Annotated in this window: 18 protein-coding genes; 3 read left to right on the forward strand and 15 right to left on the reverse strand. The window is 73.7% G+C overall.

The features are described 5' to 3' along the window. Positions 1–51 precede the first annotated feature (51 nt). Positions 52–1,401, forward strand: a complete 1,350-nt coding sequence (locus tag BJY14_RS17200) for a hypothetical protein (protein ID WP_179844542.1) — start codon at positions 52–54, stop codon at positions 1,399–1,401. Between the two features lie 60 nt (positions 1,402–1,461). Here the strand turns inward: BJY14_RS17200 and dacB are convergent, their stop codons facing one another. The 11 genes from dacB to BJY14_RS17255 form a co-directional block, all read right to left on the reverse strand. Further along, on the reverse strand, positions 1,462–3,021 hold the full coding sequence (gene dacB / locus BJY14_RS17205) for a D-alanyl-D-alanine carboxypeptidase/D-alanyl-D-alanine endopeptidase (protein ID WP_179844543.1): 1,560 nt from the start codon (positions 3,019–3,021) through the stop codon (positions 1,462–1,464). Positions 3,022–3,076: 55 nt separating this feature from the next. Then, complete coding sequence (locus BJY14_RS17210) at positions 3,077–3,763, reverse strand: spherulation-specific family 4 protein (protein WP_179844544.1); 687 nt, start codon at positions 3,761–3,763, stop codon at positions 3,077–3,079. Between the two features lie 159 nt (positions 3,764–3,922). After that, positions 3,923–4,810: an NAD-dependent epimerase/dehydratase family protein gene (locus BJY14_RS17215; protein ID WP_179844545.1), complete on the reverse strand. Its 888-nt coding sequence runs from the start codon at positions 4,808–4,810 to the stop codon at positions 3,923–3,925. Beyond that, positions 4,807–5,541, reverse strand: a complete 735-nt coding sequence (locus BJY14_RS17220) for a nucleotidyltransferase family protein (RefSeq protein ID WP_179844546.1) — start codon at positions 5,539–5,541, stop codon at positions 4,807–4,809. The genes BJY14_RS17215 and BJY14_RS17220 overlap by 4 nt, the downstream gene beginning before the upstream one ends. A 15-nt stretch (positions 5,542–5,556) precedes the next feature. Further along, positions 5,557–6,552, reverse strand: coding sequence for a GDP-mannose 4,6-dehydratase (locus BJY14_RS17225; RefSeq protein ID WP_179844547.1), 996 nt, complete (start codon positions 6,550–6,552; stop codon positions 5,557–5,559). 14 nt (positions 6,553–6,566) lie between these two features. Then, entirely contained in the window at positions 6,567–7,907 is a 1,341-nt protein-coding gene (locus BJY14_RS17230; protein ID WP_179844548.1) for a hypothetical protein, read from the reverse strand. Continuing rightward, positions 7,904–9,337, reverse strand: coding sequence for a GT4 family glycosyltransferase PelF (gene pelF / locus BJY14_RS17235; protein WP_218905436.1), 1,434 nt, complete (start codon positions 9,335–9,337; stop codon positions 7,904–7,906). The genes BJY14_RS17230 and pelF overlap by 4 nt, the downstream gene beginning before the upstream one ends. Before the next feature lie 17 nt (positions 9,338–9,354). Then, complete coding sequence (locus BJY14_RS17240) at positions 9,355–11,355, reverse strand: hypothetical protein (protein WP_179844550.1); 2,001 nt, start codon at positions 11,353–11,355, stop codon at positions 9,355–9,357. Between the two features lie 214 nt (positions 11,356–11,569). Further along, positions 11,570–12,262: a response regulator transcription factor gene (locus BJY14_RS17245; protein ID WP_179844551.1), complete on the reverse strand. Its 693-nt coding sequence runs from the start codon at positions 12,260–12,262 to the stop codon at positions 11,570–11,572. Between the two features lie 96 nt (positions 12,263–12,358). Next, on the reverse strand, positions 12,359–13,402 hold the full coding sequence (locus BJY14_RS17250; RefSeq protein ID WP_179844552.1) for a maleylacetate reductase: 1,044 nt from the start codon (positions 13,400–13,402) through the stop codon (positions 12,359–12,361). A gap of 146 nt (positions 13,403–13,548) precedes the next feature. Beyond that, the gene (locus BJY14_RS17255) at positions 13,549–14,016 is read right to left on the reverse strand and encodes a MarR family winged helix-turn-helix transcriptional regulator (protein WP_179844553.1); all 468 of its coding nucleotides are present in this window, start codon (positions 14,014–14,016) and stop codon (positions 13,549–13,551) included. 96 nt (positions 14,017–14,112) lie between these two features. On the opposite strand from BJY14_RS17255, the gene BJY14_RS17260 reads away from it, so the two are divergent. Continuing rightward, on the forward strand, positions 14,113–15,195 hold the full coding sequence (locus tag BJY14_RS17260; protein ID WP_179844554.1) for an amidohydrolase family protein: 1,083 nt from the start codon (positions 14,113–14,115) through the stop codon (positions 15,193–15,195). Here the strand turns inward: BJY14_RS17260 and BJY14_RS17265 are convergent. The 4 genes from BJY14_RS17265 to BJY14_RS17285 all read right to left on the reverse strand — a co-directional run bounded on the left by BJY14_RS17265 (position 15,188) and on the right by BJY14_RS17285 (position 18,309). Beyond that, positions 15,188–16,459 (reverse strand): cytochrome P450, encoded by a 1,272-nt coding sequence (locus BJY14_RS17265; RefSeq protein ID WP_179844555.1) that lies wholly within the window; start codon positions 16,457–16,459, stop codon positions 15,188–15,190. The two genes, BJY14_RS17260 and BJY14_RS17265, sit on opposite strands and share 8 nt — an antisense overlap. A gap of 1 nt (position 16,460) precedes the next feature. Then, positions 16,461–17,279 carry a TetR family transcriptional regulator gene (locus tag BJY14_RS17275; RefSeq protein WP_246395951.1) on the reverse strand — a complete coding sequence of 273 codons (819 nt, stop codon included), beginning with the start codon at positions 17,277–17,279 and terminating at the stop codon, positions 16,461–16,463. 90 nt (positions 17,280–17,369) lie between these two features. Next, positions 17,370–17,774: a hypothetical protein gene (locus BJY14_RS17280; protein ID WP_179844556.1), complete on the reverse strand. Its 405-nt coding sequence runs from the start codon at positions 17,772–17,774 to the stop codon at positions 17,370–17,372. Between the two features lie 118 nt (positions 17,775–17,892). Further along, positions 17,893–18,309 carry a PGPGW domain-containing protein gene (locus BJY14_RS17285; protein ID WP_179844557.1) on the reverse strand — a complete coding sequence of 139 codons (417 nt, stop codon included), beginning with the start codon at positions 18,307–18,309 and terminating at the stop codon, positions 17,893–17,895. 215 nt (positions 18,310–18,524) lie between these two features. On the opposite strand from BJY14_RS17285, the gene BJY14_RS17290 reads away from it, so the two are divergent. Further along, positions 18,525–19,643 (forward strand): acyltransferase family protein, encoded by a 1,119-nt coding sequence (locus BJY14_RS17290; RefSeq protein WP_179844558.1) that lies wholly within the window; start codon positions 18,525–18,527, stop codon positions 19,641–19,643. Positions 19,644–19,869: the final 226 nt, after the last annotated feature.

Raw genomic sequence — 19,869 nt, forward strand, 5'->3', positions numbered from 1 at the left:
CGCTCCGCGGGAGGGGTGTGCGTCTTGAGGACGAGCTGGAGAGTGGCGGGCGTGGCCGTCGGGACGGCCGCCGCCGCGGTCGTGTCCGCGGGGTGGTCGGTCGGGGCCGCGGGAGGCGGCCGGTGGAAGCTGGTCGCGCAGGAGGAGTTCGACCGGCCGCTGCGCGTCGACGGGGCGCCGTGGCGGCTGGACCCGCAGGGGCCGCGCAGCCCGTGGGCGGTCGACGCGTTCGACGACGACGGAGCGGTCTGGAAGAAGATCAGCGGGCCACTGTTCGAGCGGCAGATGAAGACCCTCGACGTGTTCCGCAAGCGCGTCGCCTTCGGGCGGCACGGGTGGCTGACGGCGGAGGTCGCCGCCGTCGACAAGGACCGCGACGGGCGTCCCGACTCCCGGCCGGGGCTGTCGGCCGTGACGCTGCCGGGCGGGCACCGCGTCGCGCGGATCTCCGAGCCGAGCTGGGACGCGGGCGTCCTGATCCGGCCGACCAGGGCGCTGCCCCGGTACTACCGGGTGGAGATGACGCTGCGCGGCCTCCAGTTCGGCGGCAAGCGGGGCGGCACGTTCGACTACGGCGGCAGGCACAACGGCTACACCAGGGAGCCGTGCAAGACCCGCTACCCGTGGACGTTCCAGGGCGCGCTGCCGGGCAGGTCCCGCTGCCAGTACCCGGACGTGACGCGGGAGAACGGGTTCTACTACCTGACGATCCTCGACCACGCGAACCCGGCGCCGCACGGCAACCCCGGCATCCACTTCCGGCGCAAGGTCATCATGGACGGCTACTACAGCGACGACGCCCGCTGGAAGGACGCCGCGACCTGCAACCCGAAGACCCGCAGGATGTACCGGACGTTCGACGGCACCTTCAACGGGATCAACGCCCTGTTCCCGCGCGGCGACCTGTTCCGCGAGACCGCCAACAACAACATCAGCAACGAGTACTACGCCAAGACCGCGTGCGGGGAGGCGTCCATGGACCGGCGGTACGGGCCGGGCGGCCGGTTCGAGGGGCACCTGACCAGCGCCGAGCTGAGGCCGGAGCTGATGCCGAAGGCCTCCTACCGGTTCGCCATCGAGCGCGACCGCACCGGGTACACGCTGGAGATGAGCGGCCCGTTCCTGCACACCGGGCAGACCACGCTGCGCGTCCACCACGACTTCGTGGAGAACGGGCGCCCGATCTGGCACTACAACCAGACGCCGGGCGAGTACGACGGCCGCTTCGACCGCAGCCTCGTCCACAAGGGGCCCGCCGGGACGTACACGACCGAGCACATCTGGCCCAAGGGCTCGGCCTACCCCGACTCCTTCATCATCGGCGACCCGCACCTGAACTACTACGAGGGCGAGGCGTACGTCGACGACGTCCGCCTCTACGTCCCGCGGAACCAGGGGTGACCCGCGCCGGCGGGGCGCGTCCGGCCGCGCGCCCCGCCGGTGGTCGGCCGGGTCAGGCGATCAGCAGCGGCCGATCCAGGAGCACTCCAGCTGCGGGGCGTTCCCGGAGGCGCGGAACGTCCGGACCGCGGCGGGGTCTCCCCCGGCCAGCCGGATCGCGATCCTGTCCTCGATGTCCTTGGGCGCCGCGCCCTGGTAGCCGTTCAGCACGACCGAGAAGACGAGCCGCCGCCCGGACGCGTCGGTGACGTAGCCGGACAGAGCGGAGGCGCCGGTCAGCGTCCCGGTCTTGGCGTGCACGTTGCCCGCGGCCGGGGTGTTCTGCATCCGCGACCGCAGGGTGCCGCCGTCAAGGCGGTCCGGGTCGCCGGCGACCGGCAGCGCGCGGTACCAGGTGCCGAACCAGGGCGCGCCCTGCGCCTTCCTCAGAATGGTGCTGACGTCCTGCGCGGTCGTGCGGTTCTCGCGCGACAGGCCGGATCCGTCGGCCATCTTCAGCCGTGCGATGGGAACGCCCTGCCCGCGCGCGTACTTCTCGACGACGGGCAGCCCCGCCGTCCAGCTCCCCTTGCCCGCCTTCTCCCGGCCGATCGCCTTGACCAGGGTCTCGGCGACCATGTTGTTGCTGAGCTTGAGGAACGGCACCATCAGCCGCGACAGCGGCATCGAGGAGCGGGCGGCGAGCACGGCCGAGCGCTTCGGCGTCCTGCCGCGCTCGGTGGCCCCCTTCACCTGGACGCCGTGCTTCCGGAGCGCGCTCCGGAAGACGTCGGCCGCGTACAGGCTGGGGTTCTCGACCGTGCGCAGGGTCGTGTAGGCGGCCGCGCCCGCCGGGTAGGAGCCGCTGACCACGATGGTGCCGGCGCCCTCGGCCCGGTTCACCGCCAGCGTGGACGGCGTCCCCGGAGCGCCCGTGACCGCCCTGTTGTCGATCTTGACGGTACGGGTCGCCGGGGCGAGCCCGACCGCGACCGGCGCGCCCTCGGCGGCGCCCGGCCGCACCGACACCTCCACCGAGCCGGCGTCGAAGTCGTCGTTCGGCGCGACGGTCAGCGCGGACGTCTGCGCGGCGTAGTAGTACTGGAGGTCGGTGGGGTCCCAGTGGGAGGGCGTGCGGACGGCGTCGAACCAGGTGTCGTCGGCGACGAGGCCGCCCTCGACGCGCCGGACGCCCCGCGCCGCGACCTGGGCGGCGAGCCGGTCGTAGTCGGCGGCCCGCGTCGTCGGGTCGCCGGTGCCCTTGAGGTAGAGGTCGCCCTTGACGGTCGTCCCGGACACCGCCCGGGCGTACACGCCGGTGCGGAACCGGTACCCGGGGCCCAGCAGCGACAGAGCCGCGCCCGACGTGTAGAGCTTCATGTTCGAGGCGGGCATCACCGGCGCCGTCGCGCCGCGCGAGTAGCGGACGGCGCCCGTCCGGGCGTCGCGCACCACCGCGCCTACGGTGGCGCCCTTGAGCCGGCCGTCGGCGAGGATGGCGTCGAGGTCCTTGCCCAGATCTCCCTTTGCGGCCGTGCCCGCCCTGGCGGTGGCGAGAGCGGCGGGGTGCATGGCGGGAGCGGCGAGCAGGGACGTCCCGGCGACCAGGACGGACGTGATTCGCACCAGTGGTCCACGCATGGGGTGTGAGCGTAGGGCACCGGCCGGACCATCGCAGAGAATCGACACGGCCACATCAGCCCCCCGCGTAGACCAGGGAAAGCTCCCTGGAGAAGTACTCCGGCAGGCCGTCCCACGGGTTCGCTCCCGTCCGGTCGGTGATGTACACGACGCCCGCGTTGCAGCGCCGGGCACGTGCGAGCGCGCGCGGGAGAACCGGCCGCGGCGCCGCGTAGACCAGGTGGCAGAACCGGCCGGCCGGCAGCCGCGTCGCCCACGCGGGCGCGCGGACGTGCCGGTACGCCGACCAGGGGCCCTCGAAGGTGACGAGCAGGTCGGCGAGCCGCGCGTACGCCTCGTCGGGGTACACGCCGTGGTTGAGGACGACATGCCGGGCGCCCCGGGCCCGGACCCCCGCGACGATGCGCCGGTACCGCAGCACGTGCTCGGGCATCGCCGGCACCTGGTCGAGGAACACCGCCCGGACGCCGTACCAGAGGCGGTAGCGGCGCACCTCCTCCTCGATCTCCGCGGGCGGGCGGTGCCCGTACGCGGTGTCCACGTACCCGGCGAGCCGCACCCCGGCGGCGGACGTCCGGTGCGCGACGTCAGCGAACCCGCTGTCCCGGACGGTGCCCGCGCCGCTGTCGACGTTCAGCACGACGGCGCCGAGACGAGGGTCGGCGAGATCCGTCCAGTAGCCGGCACCGGGATGGAAGTACGCCGGCACGGCCACCGACGAAGCGAGGCCCACTCCACCCATGCTCTGCTCCCTCGTGAGGGGCCGACCCCCCACACCCCCCGGTTCGCTGCCGCTCATCTCTGCTCCCTTGTGGGGGCGACCCCCCACACCCCCGGTTCGCTGCCGCTCATCTCTGCTCCCTTGTGGGGGCGACCCCCCACACCCCCGGTTCGCTGCCGCTCATTTTTGTTCCGCCCACAGGTCCCGGAGCGACGTCGTCAGGTCGGTGACGGGAGCCCAGCCGAGCGCCCGGCCGGCGGCACGGATGTCGGCGCGCTGCCACGCCACGCCCGCCGACCGGTCCGAACCCGCGGCGGCCTCCAGCACCCGGCTCCGCGCCCCGGCGACGCGCAGCAGCTGCGCCGCGAGGTCCCGCAGCGGCGTGGCCCGCCCGCTGCCGACGTTCAGCACGGCGGGCAGCCCTGCGGGGGCGAGGACGGCGGCGACCACCGCGTCGGCGACGTCGCGCACGTCCACGAGGTCGCGGCTCGCGTCGAGCGGCCCCACCCGCACGTCCTCGCCGGTGCCCGCCGCGCGGCGCAGCTCGGTGGCGAGCCGGCCGGCCAGCGTGGTGCCGGGGGCGCCGGGCCCGACGGGGTTGAACACCCGCAGGACGACGGCGTCGAGCCCGGTCGCGGCGCGGACGAGTTCCGTCCCGGCCAGCTTCGTGACCCCGTACGGGCCGAGGGGGCGCGGCGGCGCGAGCTCCGAGACGGGCGTGCCCTGCTCGACGTGCCCGTACTCGGCGGCCGAGCCGAGATGCACGAGCCGGACGCCCTCCGGCGCCGCCGCCACCCCCGCGAGGAGGTTCGCGACGGCGACGACGTTGCTCCGGACGAGGTCCGCCGGGGAGCCGTGCGTGGCACCGGCGCAGTTGACGACCGCGTCCGGTGCGGCGCGCCGGACGGCCGCCGCCACGTCGCCGGGGCCGGCGGTCAGGTCCAGCGGCAGGCCGCCGAGCCCTGGGGACCGTCCGGCCGCGACGACGTCGAGTCCGGCGGCGGCCGCCCGCGCCCGGACGTGCCGGCCGACGAACCCCGTCGCGCCGACCAGCAGGATCCGGCTCATGACGGCCGGGAGGCCGGGACGCGGCCCTCCAGCAGTTGCGGGCGCAGCGCGGGGAACTCGGCGTTGGCCCGGTCGTAGTCGGCGGGCCGGCCGATGTCGAGCCAGTATCCGTCGAACCGGTACTCGCGCGGATGGCGCCCGGCCGCCAGCAGGTCGAGGACGAGCTCGTCGAACCCGAGCGGGAACCCCGGTTCGTACCCGGCGAGCGCGGCGGCCGACACCCCGTACACGCCCATGCTGACCTGGTAGTCGAGCGTGGGCTTCTCGGCGAACTCGACGACCCGCCCGTCGACGGTGGTGAGGACGCCGAAGTCGATGTCGACCTTGCGCGCGTAGGTGGCGACGGTCAGCAGGGGCCGGGTCGCCCGGTGCTCGTCCAGCAGCCCGGCGAAGTCGAGGTCGGTGAGGACGTCGCCGTTGGTCACCAGGAACTCGTCGGGGAGCCGGTCCCGCATGGTCAGCAGCGGTCCGATGGTGCCGAGCGGCGCCTCCTCGGAGGCGTAGTCGACGCGCAGCCCCCAGCGGCTCCCGTCACCGACGTAGGAGCGGATCAGGTGCCCGAGATGCCCGATGGCCAGCGTCACGGTGGTGAACCCCTGCCGGGACAGCTGGTGCAGCAGGATCTCCAGGATGGAGTACTCGTCGCCTATGGGGACGAGCGGCTTCGGAAGGGTCGTCGTGTACGGGCGCAGCCGCACTCCCTTGCCGCCCGCGAGGATGACGGCGTGCATGATGACGGTGCCTCACTAGATGGTGTAGGTGGACGTTCGGTAGCGCGCCAGGTTGGCGGGGTCGAGGAACCATTCGACGGTCTGTTTGAGGCCCTCTTCGAGGGTGTGCCGGTGCCGCCAGCCGGTGACGCGGCGCAGCCGGCCGCTGTCGCAGACGAGCCGCATCACCTCCGACGCGGCCGGGCGCTCGCGGTCGGCGGCGCACCGGAACTCGGGGTCGGCGCCCATCAGGCCGGCGATGGTGCGGGCGAGCCGGCCCATGGAGATCTCCACGCCGGTGCCGGAGTTGAACGTGCCGCCGACGACGTCCCCGGCGGGCGCCGTGCCGAGCGCGACGAACGCCTCGGCGGTGTCGCGGACGAAGGTGAAGTCGCGGGTCGGTTCGAGCGCCCCGACCTCGACGGCCCCGGTCCCGGCGGCGATCTGGGCGACGACGGTGGGGATGAACGCGCGGGCGGACTGCCGGGGCCCGAAGGTGTTGAACGGGCGCAGCGTCACGGCGGGCAGGCCGAACGAGGCGTGGTAGCTCTCCACCAGCTTGTCCGCCGCGATCTTCGTGGCCGCGTACGGGGACTGCGCCTGGAGGGGGTGCGCCTCGTCGATGGGCACGCGCCGCGCCGTTCCGTACGTCTCGCTGGTGGAGGTGTGGACGAGCCGCGGCGTCTCCTCGTCCCGCACGGCCTCCAGGACGTTCAGGGTCCCGGTGACGTTGGTGTCGACGTAGGAGCGGGGCGCCCGGTAGGAGTACGGGATCGCGATCAGCGCGGCCAGGTGGTAGACGGCCTCCGCGCCCCGGACGAGGCCGCGCACCGACGCCGGGTCCCGGACGTCGCCCGGCACCACGTCCACCTGCTCCAGCACGCCGGGCGCGACGTCGTCGAGCCAGCCCCAGGACGCGAACGAGTTGTACTGCACCATGGCCCGGACGCGGTGCCCGCGCTCCACGAGCGCTTCGACCAGGTGGGAGCCGATGAACCCGTCGGCTCCCGTCACGGCGACCGTGTTCTGCATCGGTTGTCTGCCCTTCATCGATGGGAGGTCGCGCGGGCCAGGACGCGGCCCGCGTGGGTCGTGAGGAGGACGAGCAGCCCGCACGAGGCGGCGAGCTGGACCGTGGCCGGGGCCGCGTCCGGCAGGGCGAGGGTCGCCGCGGCCTCGGCGGCCAGGGCGCAGGCGTATCCGGCGAGGGCGGCGCCGACGCGGCCGGTGGCCTGCAGGACGAGGGCCAGGAAGAACGCGCAGCCGAGCGCGGCGAAACCGCCGAGCGTGACGGCGGTGACGGCCGTGGCGGGCAAGCGGGCGACGACCCCGGCGACGGCGATGATCGCCAGCAGCGCCGCCAGGTACTGGACGAGCGCGCGGGCCAGGGCGACGCGGGCGGCGCGGGTGAACGCGGCCATGCCGGTGTGCGAGCGCAGGAGGTGGTGGACGCGCCGGCGGTAGGCGTACAGGACCCATTCGGCGCAGCCCATCGACAGTGAGAGCGACAGCACCGCCACCGTCGTGGTCCCCGACGGGACGGGACGGCCCGCCAGCGCGCACAGCAGCGTGTAGGTCAGCAGCCCGCCGGTCAGCACCCCGAAGAGGGCGAACGGCAGCGCCGCCCTGAGGTCCGCGCGGGTGACCCTGGGGCGTCCGGCGCCGCGCGTGCGGAGGAGCGCGAGCACGACCGTGGCCGCGAGCGACACCGCCCACGCGCCCCAGACGGCGGCGGGCCGTCCCTCCCCGGCGAGGTAGAGGGTCCCCCCGGCGACGCCGGGGAGCAGCGCCGGGAGGAGCCAAGCCTCGGCGCCGTCGACCTGCACGGCCGTGGCCGACAGCAGGTAGACCGACAGCCCGGCGGACAGCGCGGTGGCCATCGTGCCCGCTCCCACGAGGACGCCCGTGCCCACCGTGGCCGGGACGACGACCAGCGTCCCTCCCGCGAGCCCGTACCGCAGGACGCCGGACGCCGCAGCCCGGTCCATGAGCCCCAGCCGGATGTACCCGAGGTAGGCCGTGCCCTGGCTGAACGCCCAGGACAGCAGCAGCGAGAAGACCAGGAGGACGCCCGCGCCCGTCCCGTCCAGCACCTGCGCTCCGGAGACGTAGCAGAGCCCGGGGAGGCCGAACAGCACGCCGCGCAGCAGGTGCCGCAGAGGCTCGGGCCGCCACGGCGCCTCGGTCCTCTCGGGCGGCGGCGGGCGGCGCGGCGTCCGGGCGTACAGGTCCTCCGCCAGCGCGAACACGTCCGGATGGCCGTAGTCCTTGGCCGCCTCGTCGTTGATGCCCTCCGCCTCCAGCCCGGCCGTGACCTCCAGCGCGTCGACGGCGCCCGCGCACAGGTCGGCCATGCGCTCGCGCAGGCCCTCCACCGAGGCGCTCACGCCGGCCTCGCCTCGGCCGCGGGGCGGTGCGCGCCGCCGGGCGCGCGGAGCCCCGCGTAGATCTCCCGGAACGCGTCGATCGCGCGGTCGACGGTGAACAGTTCGAGCGCCCGCTCCCGCGCGGCGCGGCCGAGGCGCCGCCGCGCCACCTCGTCCCCGAGCAGCCGCAGGCACGCGTCCGCCATCTGGCGGGGCGCGCGCGGCGGGACGACCAGGCCGGTGTCGGCGACCGCCTCCCGCACCCCGCCGACGTCGGTCGCGACGGTCGCGCGGCCGCAGGTCATCGCCTCGATCAGCGTGTAGGGGAAGCCTTCGGAGATGCTCGACAGGACGACCACCGTGCCCGCCGCGTAGGCGTCGCGGATGTCGTCGACCCGCCCCTCGAACGTCGCCTGCCCGGCGATGCCGAGGTCGGCGACGAGCTCCTCGCAGCGGGCGCGGTACCGCTCCCCGCCGGACGGGGTGCCGCCGAACATCCGCAGCCGCGCCTCCGGCAGTTCCTCCCGGACCAGCGCGAACGCCCGGATCAGCGTCTCCAGGTCCTTGATCGGGTCGACGCGCCCCGCCCAGCTGAGGGTGGGGCCGGCGGGTTCGGCACCGGCCGCCGGGAAGCTCGCCGGGTCCACGCCGTTGTAGACCGTCTCCATGTTCGCGGGGTCGGCGCCGCACCTCACCTCCCACCGCTGGTTGTAGAGGTTGGCGGGGGTGAGCAGGTCGGCCGAGCGGTAGCCCGCGGCGCACAGCAGGCGCATGAAGCCGAGCACCGCCGCCTTCACCGGATGGGAGAACGGCGACCGCCGCATCCCGATATAGCGTTCCCGCAGGTAGATGCCGTGTTCGGTGAGGCACAGCGGGGTCCCGTAGGTCCATTTCGCGGCGAGGCCGGGCAGCACGGGGATGCCGTTGGACACCGCGTGCGTCACGTCGGCGCGCGGCGGCGGGACCGTCAGCGGGCGCAGCAGGTGCTCCAGCAGGTCGATCGCCGTGAGCGCGTCGTGGACGGTGGGCCGGACGCCGATCCGGTCGAACTCGTCCGCGCGGGCCGTCCAGGCGTCCATGAGCCAGCGGACGGGCCCCTCGGCGCGCATCGCCGCCCCGAGGTCGCTCGTCCGCCCGAACTCGAACAGCCCGCGCAGGATGTGGGGGAACACGTCCGCGTCCCGGGAGGGGGCGAGGACCGCCTCGAGGAAGGAGCGGAAGAGCCGCTCGAACCGGCGGGCCGCGCCGCGGGACGGGGGCCGCCCTCCGGACGGCCCCCACATCGGCACGGACTCGGCGGTCACGTGAGCGGGAAGGTCCCAGACCACCGGTTCCGAGCCGGTGGTCGTGAGCGCCCGGACGTGGAAGGCATGCTCCGGCATGCCCTGGACGAGCTGGTCGCACCAGACGCTCACGCCACCGTAGTTGTGCGGATACGTTCCCTCCGTCACCAGGGTGATCTCCAACGTCAGGCTCCGGGCGGGGTGAGGGTGACGTCCCCGGTCCGGTAGTCCGAGCGCTCGCCCGCGTAGGCCCGGCCGAACGGCGCCCCGCCCTCCTGGGTGCCCTCCGGCATGGTGACCGGCACGTCGAGGCCGTCGGGCGCCCTGACCGTGACCTTGCCGTCCTGCAGGTGGGCGGTGACGTCGGCGCCGCTCTTGAGCGCGGCGCGCCACGCGTCCTGGCGGAGCAGTTCGGCGCCCGCCGCCGACATCGGGACGTTCGTCACCGGGGTGTCGTCGGCGAACACCGCGCGGTAGTCGGCGAGGACCCGGTCGAGCAGCGTGTAGAGGATGCGGCCCTCGGTGAGGTTCGACTGGTGCGCGTAGTGCGGGCGCGGGTCGTTGCCCAGGATGTGCGACAGCGTGATCCGCGTGTCGGTCGGGACGATGTGCGAGGTGAACCCGGTGGCGGGGTCCAGCGGCGTGATGCACGTCGTCGTGTCGGGATGGTCCTCGCACAGGCCGCTGCCGCCGTCGGCGCGGCGCGTGTAGATGTAGTTGTACTCGTCGACCTCCTCGGCTTCCGTCGCGACGTTGAAGAAGACGCTGAGCGGATGGCGCGGGACCGTCCGCACGCTCCCGAGCTCCCGCTGCCCGCTCTCGCGGGAGGCGTCGCCCGCCGTCCACCTGACGCCGGCACCGGCCAGCGCGGACGCCAGGTTGGGGTTGTCGTCGGGCTGCTGCGGCAGGATCCGCAGCCCCGAGTGCTCGCCGGTGACCAGCTCGTCGGTGTCGAGTGAGATGCCGTGGGCGGTCGCCCAGTCGATGTTCTTGGTGACCTCCTTCCTGATGTCGTCGGCGCCGACGTAGAGGGTCTCGCCGGTCGCCGGGTCCTTCACGCACGTCCACGGCCGGATGCGCAGGTCCTGTTGGCAGCCGAGGAAGGCGTGGCCGAAGGTGTGGTTCACCCAGCGGAACTTTCCGCGGGCCGCGACGAAGGCGTCGGCGAGGGGGTCGCCGCCCTTCTCGCGTATCTCGTCGTCGCTGCCGTCGCCGTTGAACGCCAGGTCGAGGGCGAACCCTCGCCGCGTCTGCCACTGGTCGGCGAACGCGACGTCCTCGGGCTTCATGCGGATCTCTTCGGTGAACGTGGGGCCCTGGCAGTCCTCTCCGGGCGTGCAGTCGTCCTCGGTGCTCCACCGCGAGTCCGGCAGGAACACGTCGTCGACGTGGACGCCGAAGTAGTTGCGGCTGTAGCCGAGGTGCACGCCCTTGGTCAGCCAGGTGACGATGCCGTGGCCGATCGTCCGGAACTGCCACTGGTCGCTGTTGGCGCTGAAGGTGAGGACCAGCTCGCTGCGCCCGTCGTGGTTGTAGACGCCGCCGAGCGTGCCCGTCTTTCCCTGGACGGTCCCGGTGAGGAACGTCTGGAACGACGTCCCGGTCGCGGGGTCGTCCGGCAGGGGCGTCGCCAGGAAGCCGTAGCTCTCGCCGACGTCGGCGGCGTTGTCGTCGAACCTCACGGGGCCGCGCAGGTAGCGGAACGCGTCGCCGCGCCCGGCGTCGGTGACCTGGGCGGTGGTGCCGTCCAGGTTGCCGGAGTAGCCCGGCGTGTTCATCCCGACCGTGGAGGACGGGTACACGTAGGAGTCGAGCTGGCGGATCCCGAACCGCTTCTCGTAGTCGGCGAGAACGGTCATCTCGGCGGTGTTGGAGAACGGTGCCGCGTTGGGCAGCACGACCGCCTGGTACTTGGCGCGCGGCGCACCGTCGACGGTGCCGGACAGGAACGCCTCGTCGATCACCGGCCGGCCGGAGTCGCGCAGATCGACGGTCGTGTGGGGGACGCCCTCGGCCTTCAGCTGGTCCGCGGCGGCCGACACCGAGGCGCCGCCGTCGGTGACGACGAGCACCCGCAGGTCGACGCGGGGGCCCGCGGCGGAAGCCGGGGGCTGCGGGCCGAGGGCCAGGGCGGTCGCTGCCAGCGCCCCGAGGACGCCGAGAGCGGGACGGCGGAGGACGCTCACCGGGCCTCCCGGAGCACGCGACGACGGCGACTGAATTTCAACACCGTTCACATCCCGAATAGAAAAGGCAATTGGTTCTTTCGAACCGGACGACCAGAGCATGCGGGACCGCAACGGGCAAGTAAAGGCGGGAGGGGTCCCGTCTTGGACCGGGACCGGTCCTAGGACTCCGCGGGGCCTGCGGATATCGGTTTACCGCGGCCCGTGATCGGCCTTAGGGGATGTCCGCACCGCCGCCGGCGGGCGCCGGGCGCAATTCCCGCCAGCGGGCGATGGCGTGCTCGCGGCCCGCCGCGCCCAGCCGCCTGTAGATCTGGTGCGCGTGGTTCTTCACGGTCTTCTCGGCGATGACCAGGCGCCGCGCGATCTGCCGGTTGGTCAGCCCGGCGGCGATCAGGTCCAGGATCTCGGCCTCCCGGGCCGTCAGCCCGGGGCCCTGCCGGTCCGGCGGGAGCCGCCGCGTCCCGTCGTGCAGCCAGCGCACGAGCGCGGTGACCGCCGGCGGGGACAGCGACGACTCCCCGCGCCCGGCCGCGAGCAGCACGTCCGCGAGGTCCGCCGGTTCGAAGTGGCCGTAGGTCAGGCAGCCGTGCGCCCCGGCGGCGAGGACCTGCACGAGGACGTGCGGGTCCTGCGTCGCGGTCACCACGACGATCCGGACGGCCGCCGCGGCGCGGGCCAGCCGCCCGACGGCGCCCGGGTGCGGCGGCGAGGCGTCCAGCAGCACCACGTCGGGCGCGTGGTCGCGGACGGCGGCCGGGGCGCGGTCGGCGGGCGCGCCGCCGGCGACGGCCACGTGCGGCACCGGGTCCAGCAGCGCCGCGAACCCGATCCGGGAGACAGGATTGTCACTGACAATCAGAACCCGAACCGATTTCGATTCGGGCTCCGGACCGGAAGTGGACATACGCTAAGAATAGAGGATTCCATTGACCGTCCCCTTGACCGTAGGAGGACAGCGGCTCGCATTCGAACATTGCGAGGAATATTCGCTACCGGCCGCTCACCACATCGCGTCGAGCAGTTCCGCGACCGCGTCGGCGTCCGGCGGCCGGGGGTTGGGATAGGGGTCGGCGGCCACCCGCGCGGCCATCTCGGGGAGCCGTTCGCGGGGGACGCCGAGGGCCGACAGGCGGGTCGGGCCCCGGTGCGCCCGGGCCAGCGCGGCGACGACCGCGACCGGGTCCGGCCCGGCCACCCGGGCCAGCCGGGCCGAGGCGGCGGGCGCCGACGGCAGGTTGAACGCCATGACGTGCGCCAGCAGCATCGTGTGCAGTTCGGCGTGCGGGAGGCCGAACGCGCCGCCGAGGACGTGCGCGAGCTGGTGGTGCAGCCCCATCCGCGTCTGCGCCAGGCAGGTCCCGGCCAGCCACGCGGCGGACTGGAGGCGCGCGCGCCCCTGCTGCCCGGTCAGGTCGTCCAGCACCTCGGGCAGCGCGCCGAGGATGCCGGCGGCGGCCTCGGTCGCCAGGGCGTCCGTGACCATCGTGGCGTCCGGCGCCCACAGGGCCTCGACGGCATGGGCGAGCGCGTTCATCGCACTGGTGCGGGTCAGCCCGGACGGCATGCCCAGGGTGAGCCGGGGGTCGTAGACGACCGTCCCGGGTGCCAGCGTCGCGGCGCGGCGCGTGGTCTTCACGCCGTCCTCGGTCTCCCCCAGCACGGGCGTCATCTCCGAGCCGGCGTAGGTGGTCGGCACCGCGACCTGCGGCATCCCCGTCCGCGCCGACACCGCCTTGGCCAGGCCGATCGCGGATCCGCCGCCGACCGTGACGACGCAGTCCGCGCCCGCGGCCGCCTCCAGGGCCCGCGCCGTCACGGCGACGGGGGTGTGCGGCGCCGGACGGTCGAACCGCGCGGCGAGCCGGGCCCCGAGCGCCCCGGCGATCCGGTCGGCGGGCCCGGCGGCGGACGGCGCCGCGACCAGCAGCACCCTCCCCGCCCCGATCCGCGCGACCTCGCCGGCGACGAGATCGCTCGCTCCCGGCCCGATCAGGACGCGGGACGGGAGCGTCTCGTGGACGACGACCTCGTCCGCACTGCTCATGACGACCGGCCCGGCAAAAAGATCATGTGCACTCTCCCGTACGGCGCTGCCGCCTTGTCTACCGCGTGACCTCTCTCTTACTCAGCGCCATGGCCTTCGCATACGACACTCTCCCTTCCGCGACGCCGTCCCGGCGGCGGTTCGGCTCAGCCCTCGTCCTCGGCGATCCGGCGGAGCAGCTCCACGAGCCGGTCGCGCTCGTCGCGGTCGAGGCGGCCGAAGATCCGCTCGCCCACGGCGGCGCCGGCGCGGCGCCCGCCCTCCAGCGCCCGCGTCCCGTCCGGGGTCAGGCTGATCGAGTGGGCCCGGCGGTCCCGCGGGGCGCGCTCGCGCCGGACCAGGCCGCCGGCTTCGAGCTCGTCGACGATGCGCACCATCGTGGACTTGTCGATGCCGGTGAGGTCGATGAGGCGCCGCTGGCTGGACGGCCCGTACATCTCCAGCGCGAGCAGCATGCCGAACCCGCGCACGTCGACGCCGAGGGGGCGCAGCTCGTCGTTCATGCCAGCCCGGCTCCGGTTGTGCGCGGCGGCCAGCAGCATGCCGAGCCCCACGTGCCGGTCGGCGGGGTCGCCGTCCTCGGACAGGACGCGTTCGAGCAGGTCGTCGAGCATGGCCCGAGCTTAGAGGCTTTGATATAGTCTCATTTGAGACTTTCTCATGAGAGAAAGCATGGTGGGCGGCCCATCGAACGATCGAAGGAGACCCGCATGCCCGAGACGACCCGCCGCCGCGCCCTCCAGGTGACCGGCCTGGCGATGGCCGCGGCCGCCGTTCCGGCGGGTGAGGCGGCCGCGGCCGCCGTTCCGGCGGGTGAGGCGGCCGCGGCCGCCCCCCGGCGGTCGCGCGGCAGGATCGACACCCACCACCACGCCGTCCCGCCCCGGATGCGGGAGTGGGCGGTCGAGCAGGGGCTCCTCCCGCCGACCGGCGGCCCGTCCTGGGCCCGGTGGACGCTGCCGAGCACCCTGCGGACGATGAACGCCAACGGCATCGCCGCCGGAGTGGCCTCCGCGCCGGTGCCCGCCGAGGCGTTCCTGGACCGGAGGCTCGCCGTCTCGGGCGTCCAGGTGTGCAACGAGTCGCTGGCCGAGCTGGTGCGCGAGCACCCCACGAGGTTCGGCTTCTTCGCCAACGTGGCGATGCTCCACCCGGACCTGGCCGTGCGGCAGCTCGCCCACGCGCTCGACGACCTGGGCGCGGACGGGGTGCTCCTCAACACCTCGGCCGCCGGGCACTACCTCGGGGACCCGATGTTCGACCCGCTGTGGGCCGAGCTGGACGAGCGGCGCGCGGTCGTGTTCGCCCACCCGGTCGCCCCCAAGGGCCTGGCCGAGGCGCCGGGCGTCGGGGACTGGCTCGCCGACTACCTGCTCGACACCACCCGCACCGCGCTCAACCTGATCGCCTCCGGCACCCTCGACCGGTATCCGCGGGTGTCGGTCATCCTGTCGCACGGCGGCGGGTTCCTGCCGTACATGGCGGGACGCGCCGAGCGCTCCGCGCGCGAGGACGGCGGCCCGCTCCCGGCGAGGATGCGTCCCGCGCTCCGCCGCTTCCACTACGACACGGCCCTGCCGGTCTCCCCGTACGCCGCACCATCGCTGATCGCCGCCGTCGGCGCCGACCGCGTCCTGTTCGGCACCGACTGGCCGGCCAACTCCGCTCGCGAGGTCGCGCTCAACACCCGGGACCTCGACCGCGACCCGGTCCTGGACGACCGCGCCCACCGCGCCGTCGACCGGGCGAACGCCCTCCGCCTGCTCCCCCGGCTGGCCGAACGCCTTAGGTGATGCGGACGGGGAGGGTGCGGGGGCCGCGCACCTGGCCGGCGGCCCAGGTGACCGCCGCCGGATCGGCCAGGGTGAAGGACGGGACGCGTTCCAGCCAGACTTCGAGGGCCGTGCGCAGCTCCATGCGGGCCAGGTGCGAGCCGACGCAGCGGTGGATGCCGAGGCCGAAGGCGGCGTGCCGGTTGACCTCGCGGTCGATGGCGATCTCGTCCGCCCGGTCGAACTGCGCCGGGTCGCGGTTGGCGGCGGGGAACGACAGCAGGATCCAGTCGTCGGCCTTCATCTCGACGCCGCGCCAGGTCATGTCCTCCCGCACCAGCCTCGCCATCGTGACGGGCGCGAAGGCGCGCAGGAACTCCTCCATCGCGGTCGGCACCAGCGACGGGTCGGCGACGAGGCGCTCGCGGTCCGCGGGCGTCCTCGCCAGGTGCCACAGCGAGGCGCCGATCGCGCTCCAGGTGGTGTCGATCCCGGCGATGAGCAGCAGCGCCATCGTCCCCGAGACGTGGGACGGTTCGAGCCTGCGCCCGTACAGCTCGGCTTCGATCAGGTAGGTGGTGAGGTCGTCGCGCGGGTTCGCGACGTGGTCGCGGATCTGCTCCAGCAGGTAGTCGAACAGCTTGTCCATGCGCGCGATGCGCTCGTCCGGGGGGAGGTTGACGCCTTCGAGGGTGTTCTCGACGAACTCGCGGAAGCGGGGCCCGTCCTCGGGCGGGAAGCCGAGCATGTCGGCGATGACGCGGATCGGGATGTGCTGCGCGTACTCGTGGGCGGCGTCGACGACGTCGCGGCCCTCGAAGGAGTCGATGAGCTCGTGGCAGTACGCCCGGGTCGCGGGCTCCAGCCGCGCCACCGCGGACTTCTTGAACGCGGGGAGCAGCAGCTTGCGCGCGTCGTGGTGGAACGGCGGGTCGGAGGAGATCGGCGGCGTGACGCCGACCGGCGCCACCTCGCGCGGCGGCCGGAAGTTGCTCATGACGACCGAGCGGGAGGTGAAGTGCTCGGTGTCGTAGGCGACCGCCGCGACGTCCTCGTAGCGGGTCGGCAGCCAGCCGCCGCCGAACCGCTCGGTCCGGGCGACCGGGCAGCGCCGCCGCAGGTCGTCCTGGATCGGGTACGGGTCGGCGGCCCATTCCGGTTCCAGGTGGGAGAAGTCGGTCGCCCAGTCGGAGACCGGGCCCGTGACGATCTCGTTTCGCCTGCCGAGCGGGCGGCTCTCCCGCTCCTCCCTGAAGCTCCGGCCGAAGCGGTCGTCCGCGCTCATCTCACGCCTCCCCGAGGACGTCGATCGCCCGCTCGGGGCAGTTCGCGGCCGCGAGGCGGGCCTCCTGCTCGCCGCCCTCGGGGACGGCGCCGTCCCCGAGGACCGTGCCGTAGCCCTCGTCGTCCTCGCCGAACAGGCCGGGCGCCAGGTCGTAGCACCGGCCGTGCCCCTGGCAGCGCTTCGGGTCGATCTGCACCTTCATCGTGTTCCTCCCGTGTAGGGCGGCGGCGGGACCGGGCGGCGCGAGCGCGGTCACGATCCGCGCGAGCAGCGCGGCCCACTCCTCGTCCCCGACGGCGTGCATGTCCGGAGGGATGAGCGCGCTTCCCATCCCGAGCAGCAGGCAGAGGTGGGCGAGCGCGTCCGGCGACAGCGCCGGGTCCATCTCCTCGCCCGCCTGGGCGATGCGCATGAGCCCGGCGAGCCAGTCGCCGCGCTCGCCGACGTAGTCGCGCATGGGACGGGCGACCTCCTCGTCCCGGCGGGCCGCGACGAGGGCCTCCACGACGAGGTGGGCGCGGGCGTCGCGGCGCCTCGGCAGCCCCCGCCCGATGGCGAGCAGCAGCTCGACGACCGGACGGTCCGGGTCGGCGTCGAACAGGTCGGCTAGCAGCCGCCGCCCGTGCGCGCGGAGCGCGGCCACCAGCAGCTCCGCCTTCGAGTCGAAGTGCGCGTACAGGGCGCCGTTGCTGACCCCGGCGGCACGCGCGATGTCGGCGACGCGCGTCCCGTCGTAGCCGCGCCGGGCGAACTCGTCGGCCGCGGCGCTGAGCAGCCGCTCCCGCGTCTCCGCGCGAGTGACGCCCGCAATACGCCCCATACCAGAATTAAACGAGCGTTCATTTGCCGGGTCAAGGGCCCCGGCCCGGGGCCGCCAGGTCCACCCGGTGGCCGCCCGGGCCCGGACGCGTCACCGCACGGCGGCCGAGAAGGACTCCGCGCGCTCCTTCCTGCCGACGGTGAGGAACCCCGCGAGCGCGGCGAGCGCGGCGACGGCCTCCCCGGTGAAGCTGATCGTCTTGTCGGCGTACCACTGCGGGTCGTACATCCGGGGGATCGGACCGAGCTGCCCGAAGTCGACGAAGTAGTACAGCAGCACGGCCCCGGCCGCGCTCGCCGCGACGACGAACGCGAGCGCGTACGTCCACCTCCGCGCCCAGACGAGCACGAGCAGGGCCGCGACCGCCGCCGCGATCGCCTGGCCGTAGAACAGGTCGTCTCCCGGGATGACGTCGCTCGGGGTGTTGGGCCCGGGGGCCATGTCGGGCGCGAAGCGCCAGTGCACGACGGCGTCGGCCGCGAGTCCGGCGGCCACGAGTACACGAAGAAGGATGCCCATACCCCTTGCACGGCGGCGCGCGGCCGGCGGATCAACCCGGCGGAACAATTCGCCGTGGCCGGGCCCGGCCACGGCGGGCCGTCCGCCCGGCCCGTCACTCCGGGAAGGTCTCGGCGCGGCGGGCCCTGACCCGCCGCCAGCTCCAGAACAGGAGCCCGAAGAGGATGAAGCCGGACAGGATGAGCCCCGAGCCCGTGCTCCATCCGCTGAGCGGCAGTTCCTCCACCAGGCCCCACGCCACGCCCGCGCCCAGCAGCGCGAGCCCCGTGAGGACCGAGCCCGTGAGGCGCCACCAGGACGTCACGCTGTCCTCGGCCGCCTGGATCGCCTTCTCCCGGACGGGCTCGACGTAGCGGTTCACCGCCGGGAACTCCCGGGAGAGGATGAGCAGGCCCGCCAGCACGAGCAGCAGCCCGGGGCCGGGCAGCACGAGCAGCGCGACCCCGGCCAGCAGCACGGTGCCGCCGGCGACGATCACCACCCCCTGCCGGGTGGACCTCCCGTATCCCATGCCTCTCCCCGTCCCCGCTCCCTACCGGTAACGGCCGGTCTACCCGCCTCAGAGGATCTTGCGCACGGCGGAGCCCTCCAAATGCGCGGCCGGATCCGCGGCGCCCGCCCGTGACGCCCGCCCGTGACGCCGCGGAAGCGTGCTGTGACTCCGAGGATTCCGGAGGATTTCGTTAGGTATGCTCCACGAGCCCCTCCCAGGATCAGAGATCTTTCATGACACAGACACCCGAGGCGTCCGTCGTGGCGGTTCCCGGCTCCGCCGAGGCGGCGGCTCCGGACCCCGCCCCGGCGGCGTCCCCCGCCGAGCGCCCGCAGGACAAGCCGCGGACGGCGGGCGGCGCGGCTCCCCGAGGACGCGACCCGCACCTGGACAACGCCAAGTACCTGGCGATCCTGCTCGTCGCGGGCGGGCACGCGCTGTCGGGCCTGCGGGACGTCCCGGTGGCCGCGGCGCTCTGGAACTTCATCTACCTGTTCCACATGCCGCTGTTCCTCATGATCAGCGGATACCTGTCCAAGCGGTTCACCCTCACCGACGACAAGGCCGTGCGGCTGGTCGGCTCGACCATCGCGCCGTACCTGATCTTCCAGTGCGCCTACAGCCTGTTCGCCTGGGGCGTGGACGGGCGGCGTTTCCAGTTCGACGTGCTGGACCCCTACTACCTGACCTGGTTCCTGCTGGCGCTGTTCGTGTGGCGGCTGCTCACCCCGGTGTGGCGGCGGCTCAGGTTCCCGCTCGCGACGGCCGTGCTCATCGCCCTCCTGGCCTACATGTCCGACATCGGGAGCACGCTCGACCTGTACCGGATCCTCGGGCTGGCGCCGTTCTACGTCCTCGGGCTGAGGCTGTCCCCGGAGGTGCTCCAGATCGTCCGGCGGCCGTGGGCGCGGATCACGGGCGCCGCGCTCCTGGCCGCCGCGCTCGCGGGCGCCTACCTCACCCAGGACCACATGAACGCGCGCTGGCTGAACTGGGACACCTCCAACGGCGACCTCGGCGTGGACGAGTTCACCGGCACCGTGATGCGCGCCGCGCTGCTGCTCACCGGGACGGTGCTGATCCTGGCCTTCCTGGCGGTCACCCCGTCCCGGCGCACCTGGTACAGCGACCTCGGCGCCGCGACCATCTACGGCTACCTGCTGCACGGCTTCCTGATGCGGCTCTTCACGTTCGAGGGCTGGCACGAGCTCGCCTGGTTCGACACGATCCCCGGCGTGCTGTCGGCGCTCCTCGCCGGCTTCGTCATCGTCACGGTGCTGAGCACCTCCCCGGTGCGCCGCGTGACCCGCTGGGCCGTCGAGCCCGACATGAGGCCGCTCTTCGGCCGGTGAGACCGGGGCCGGACGCGCGGGCGCCCCGGGGCCGTAACGATCATGGCACGGAGCGCCACAGGCCCCGTCACGCAAGGGTTACAGGAGCCTGGAACGTCGATGAATTCGCCTCAAAGTTCTACAGACCGGGTACAGTTAGGCGGCAGTTCCCCCCTGTGCGGATCACCAGCCCTGCGAAAGCCGTGCCGCCCGCACCCCCAGATCCCCACGGGTGACTGCATCACGT

The organism is Actinomadura luteofluorescens (genome assembly GCF_013409365.1).
In the GTDB taxonomy this organism is placed as follows: Bacteria; Actinomycetota; Actinomycetes; order Streptosporangiales; family Streptosporangiaceae; genus Spirillospora; species Spirillospora luteofluorescens.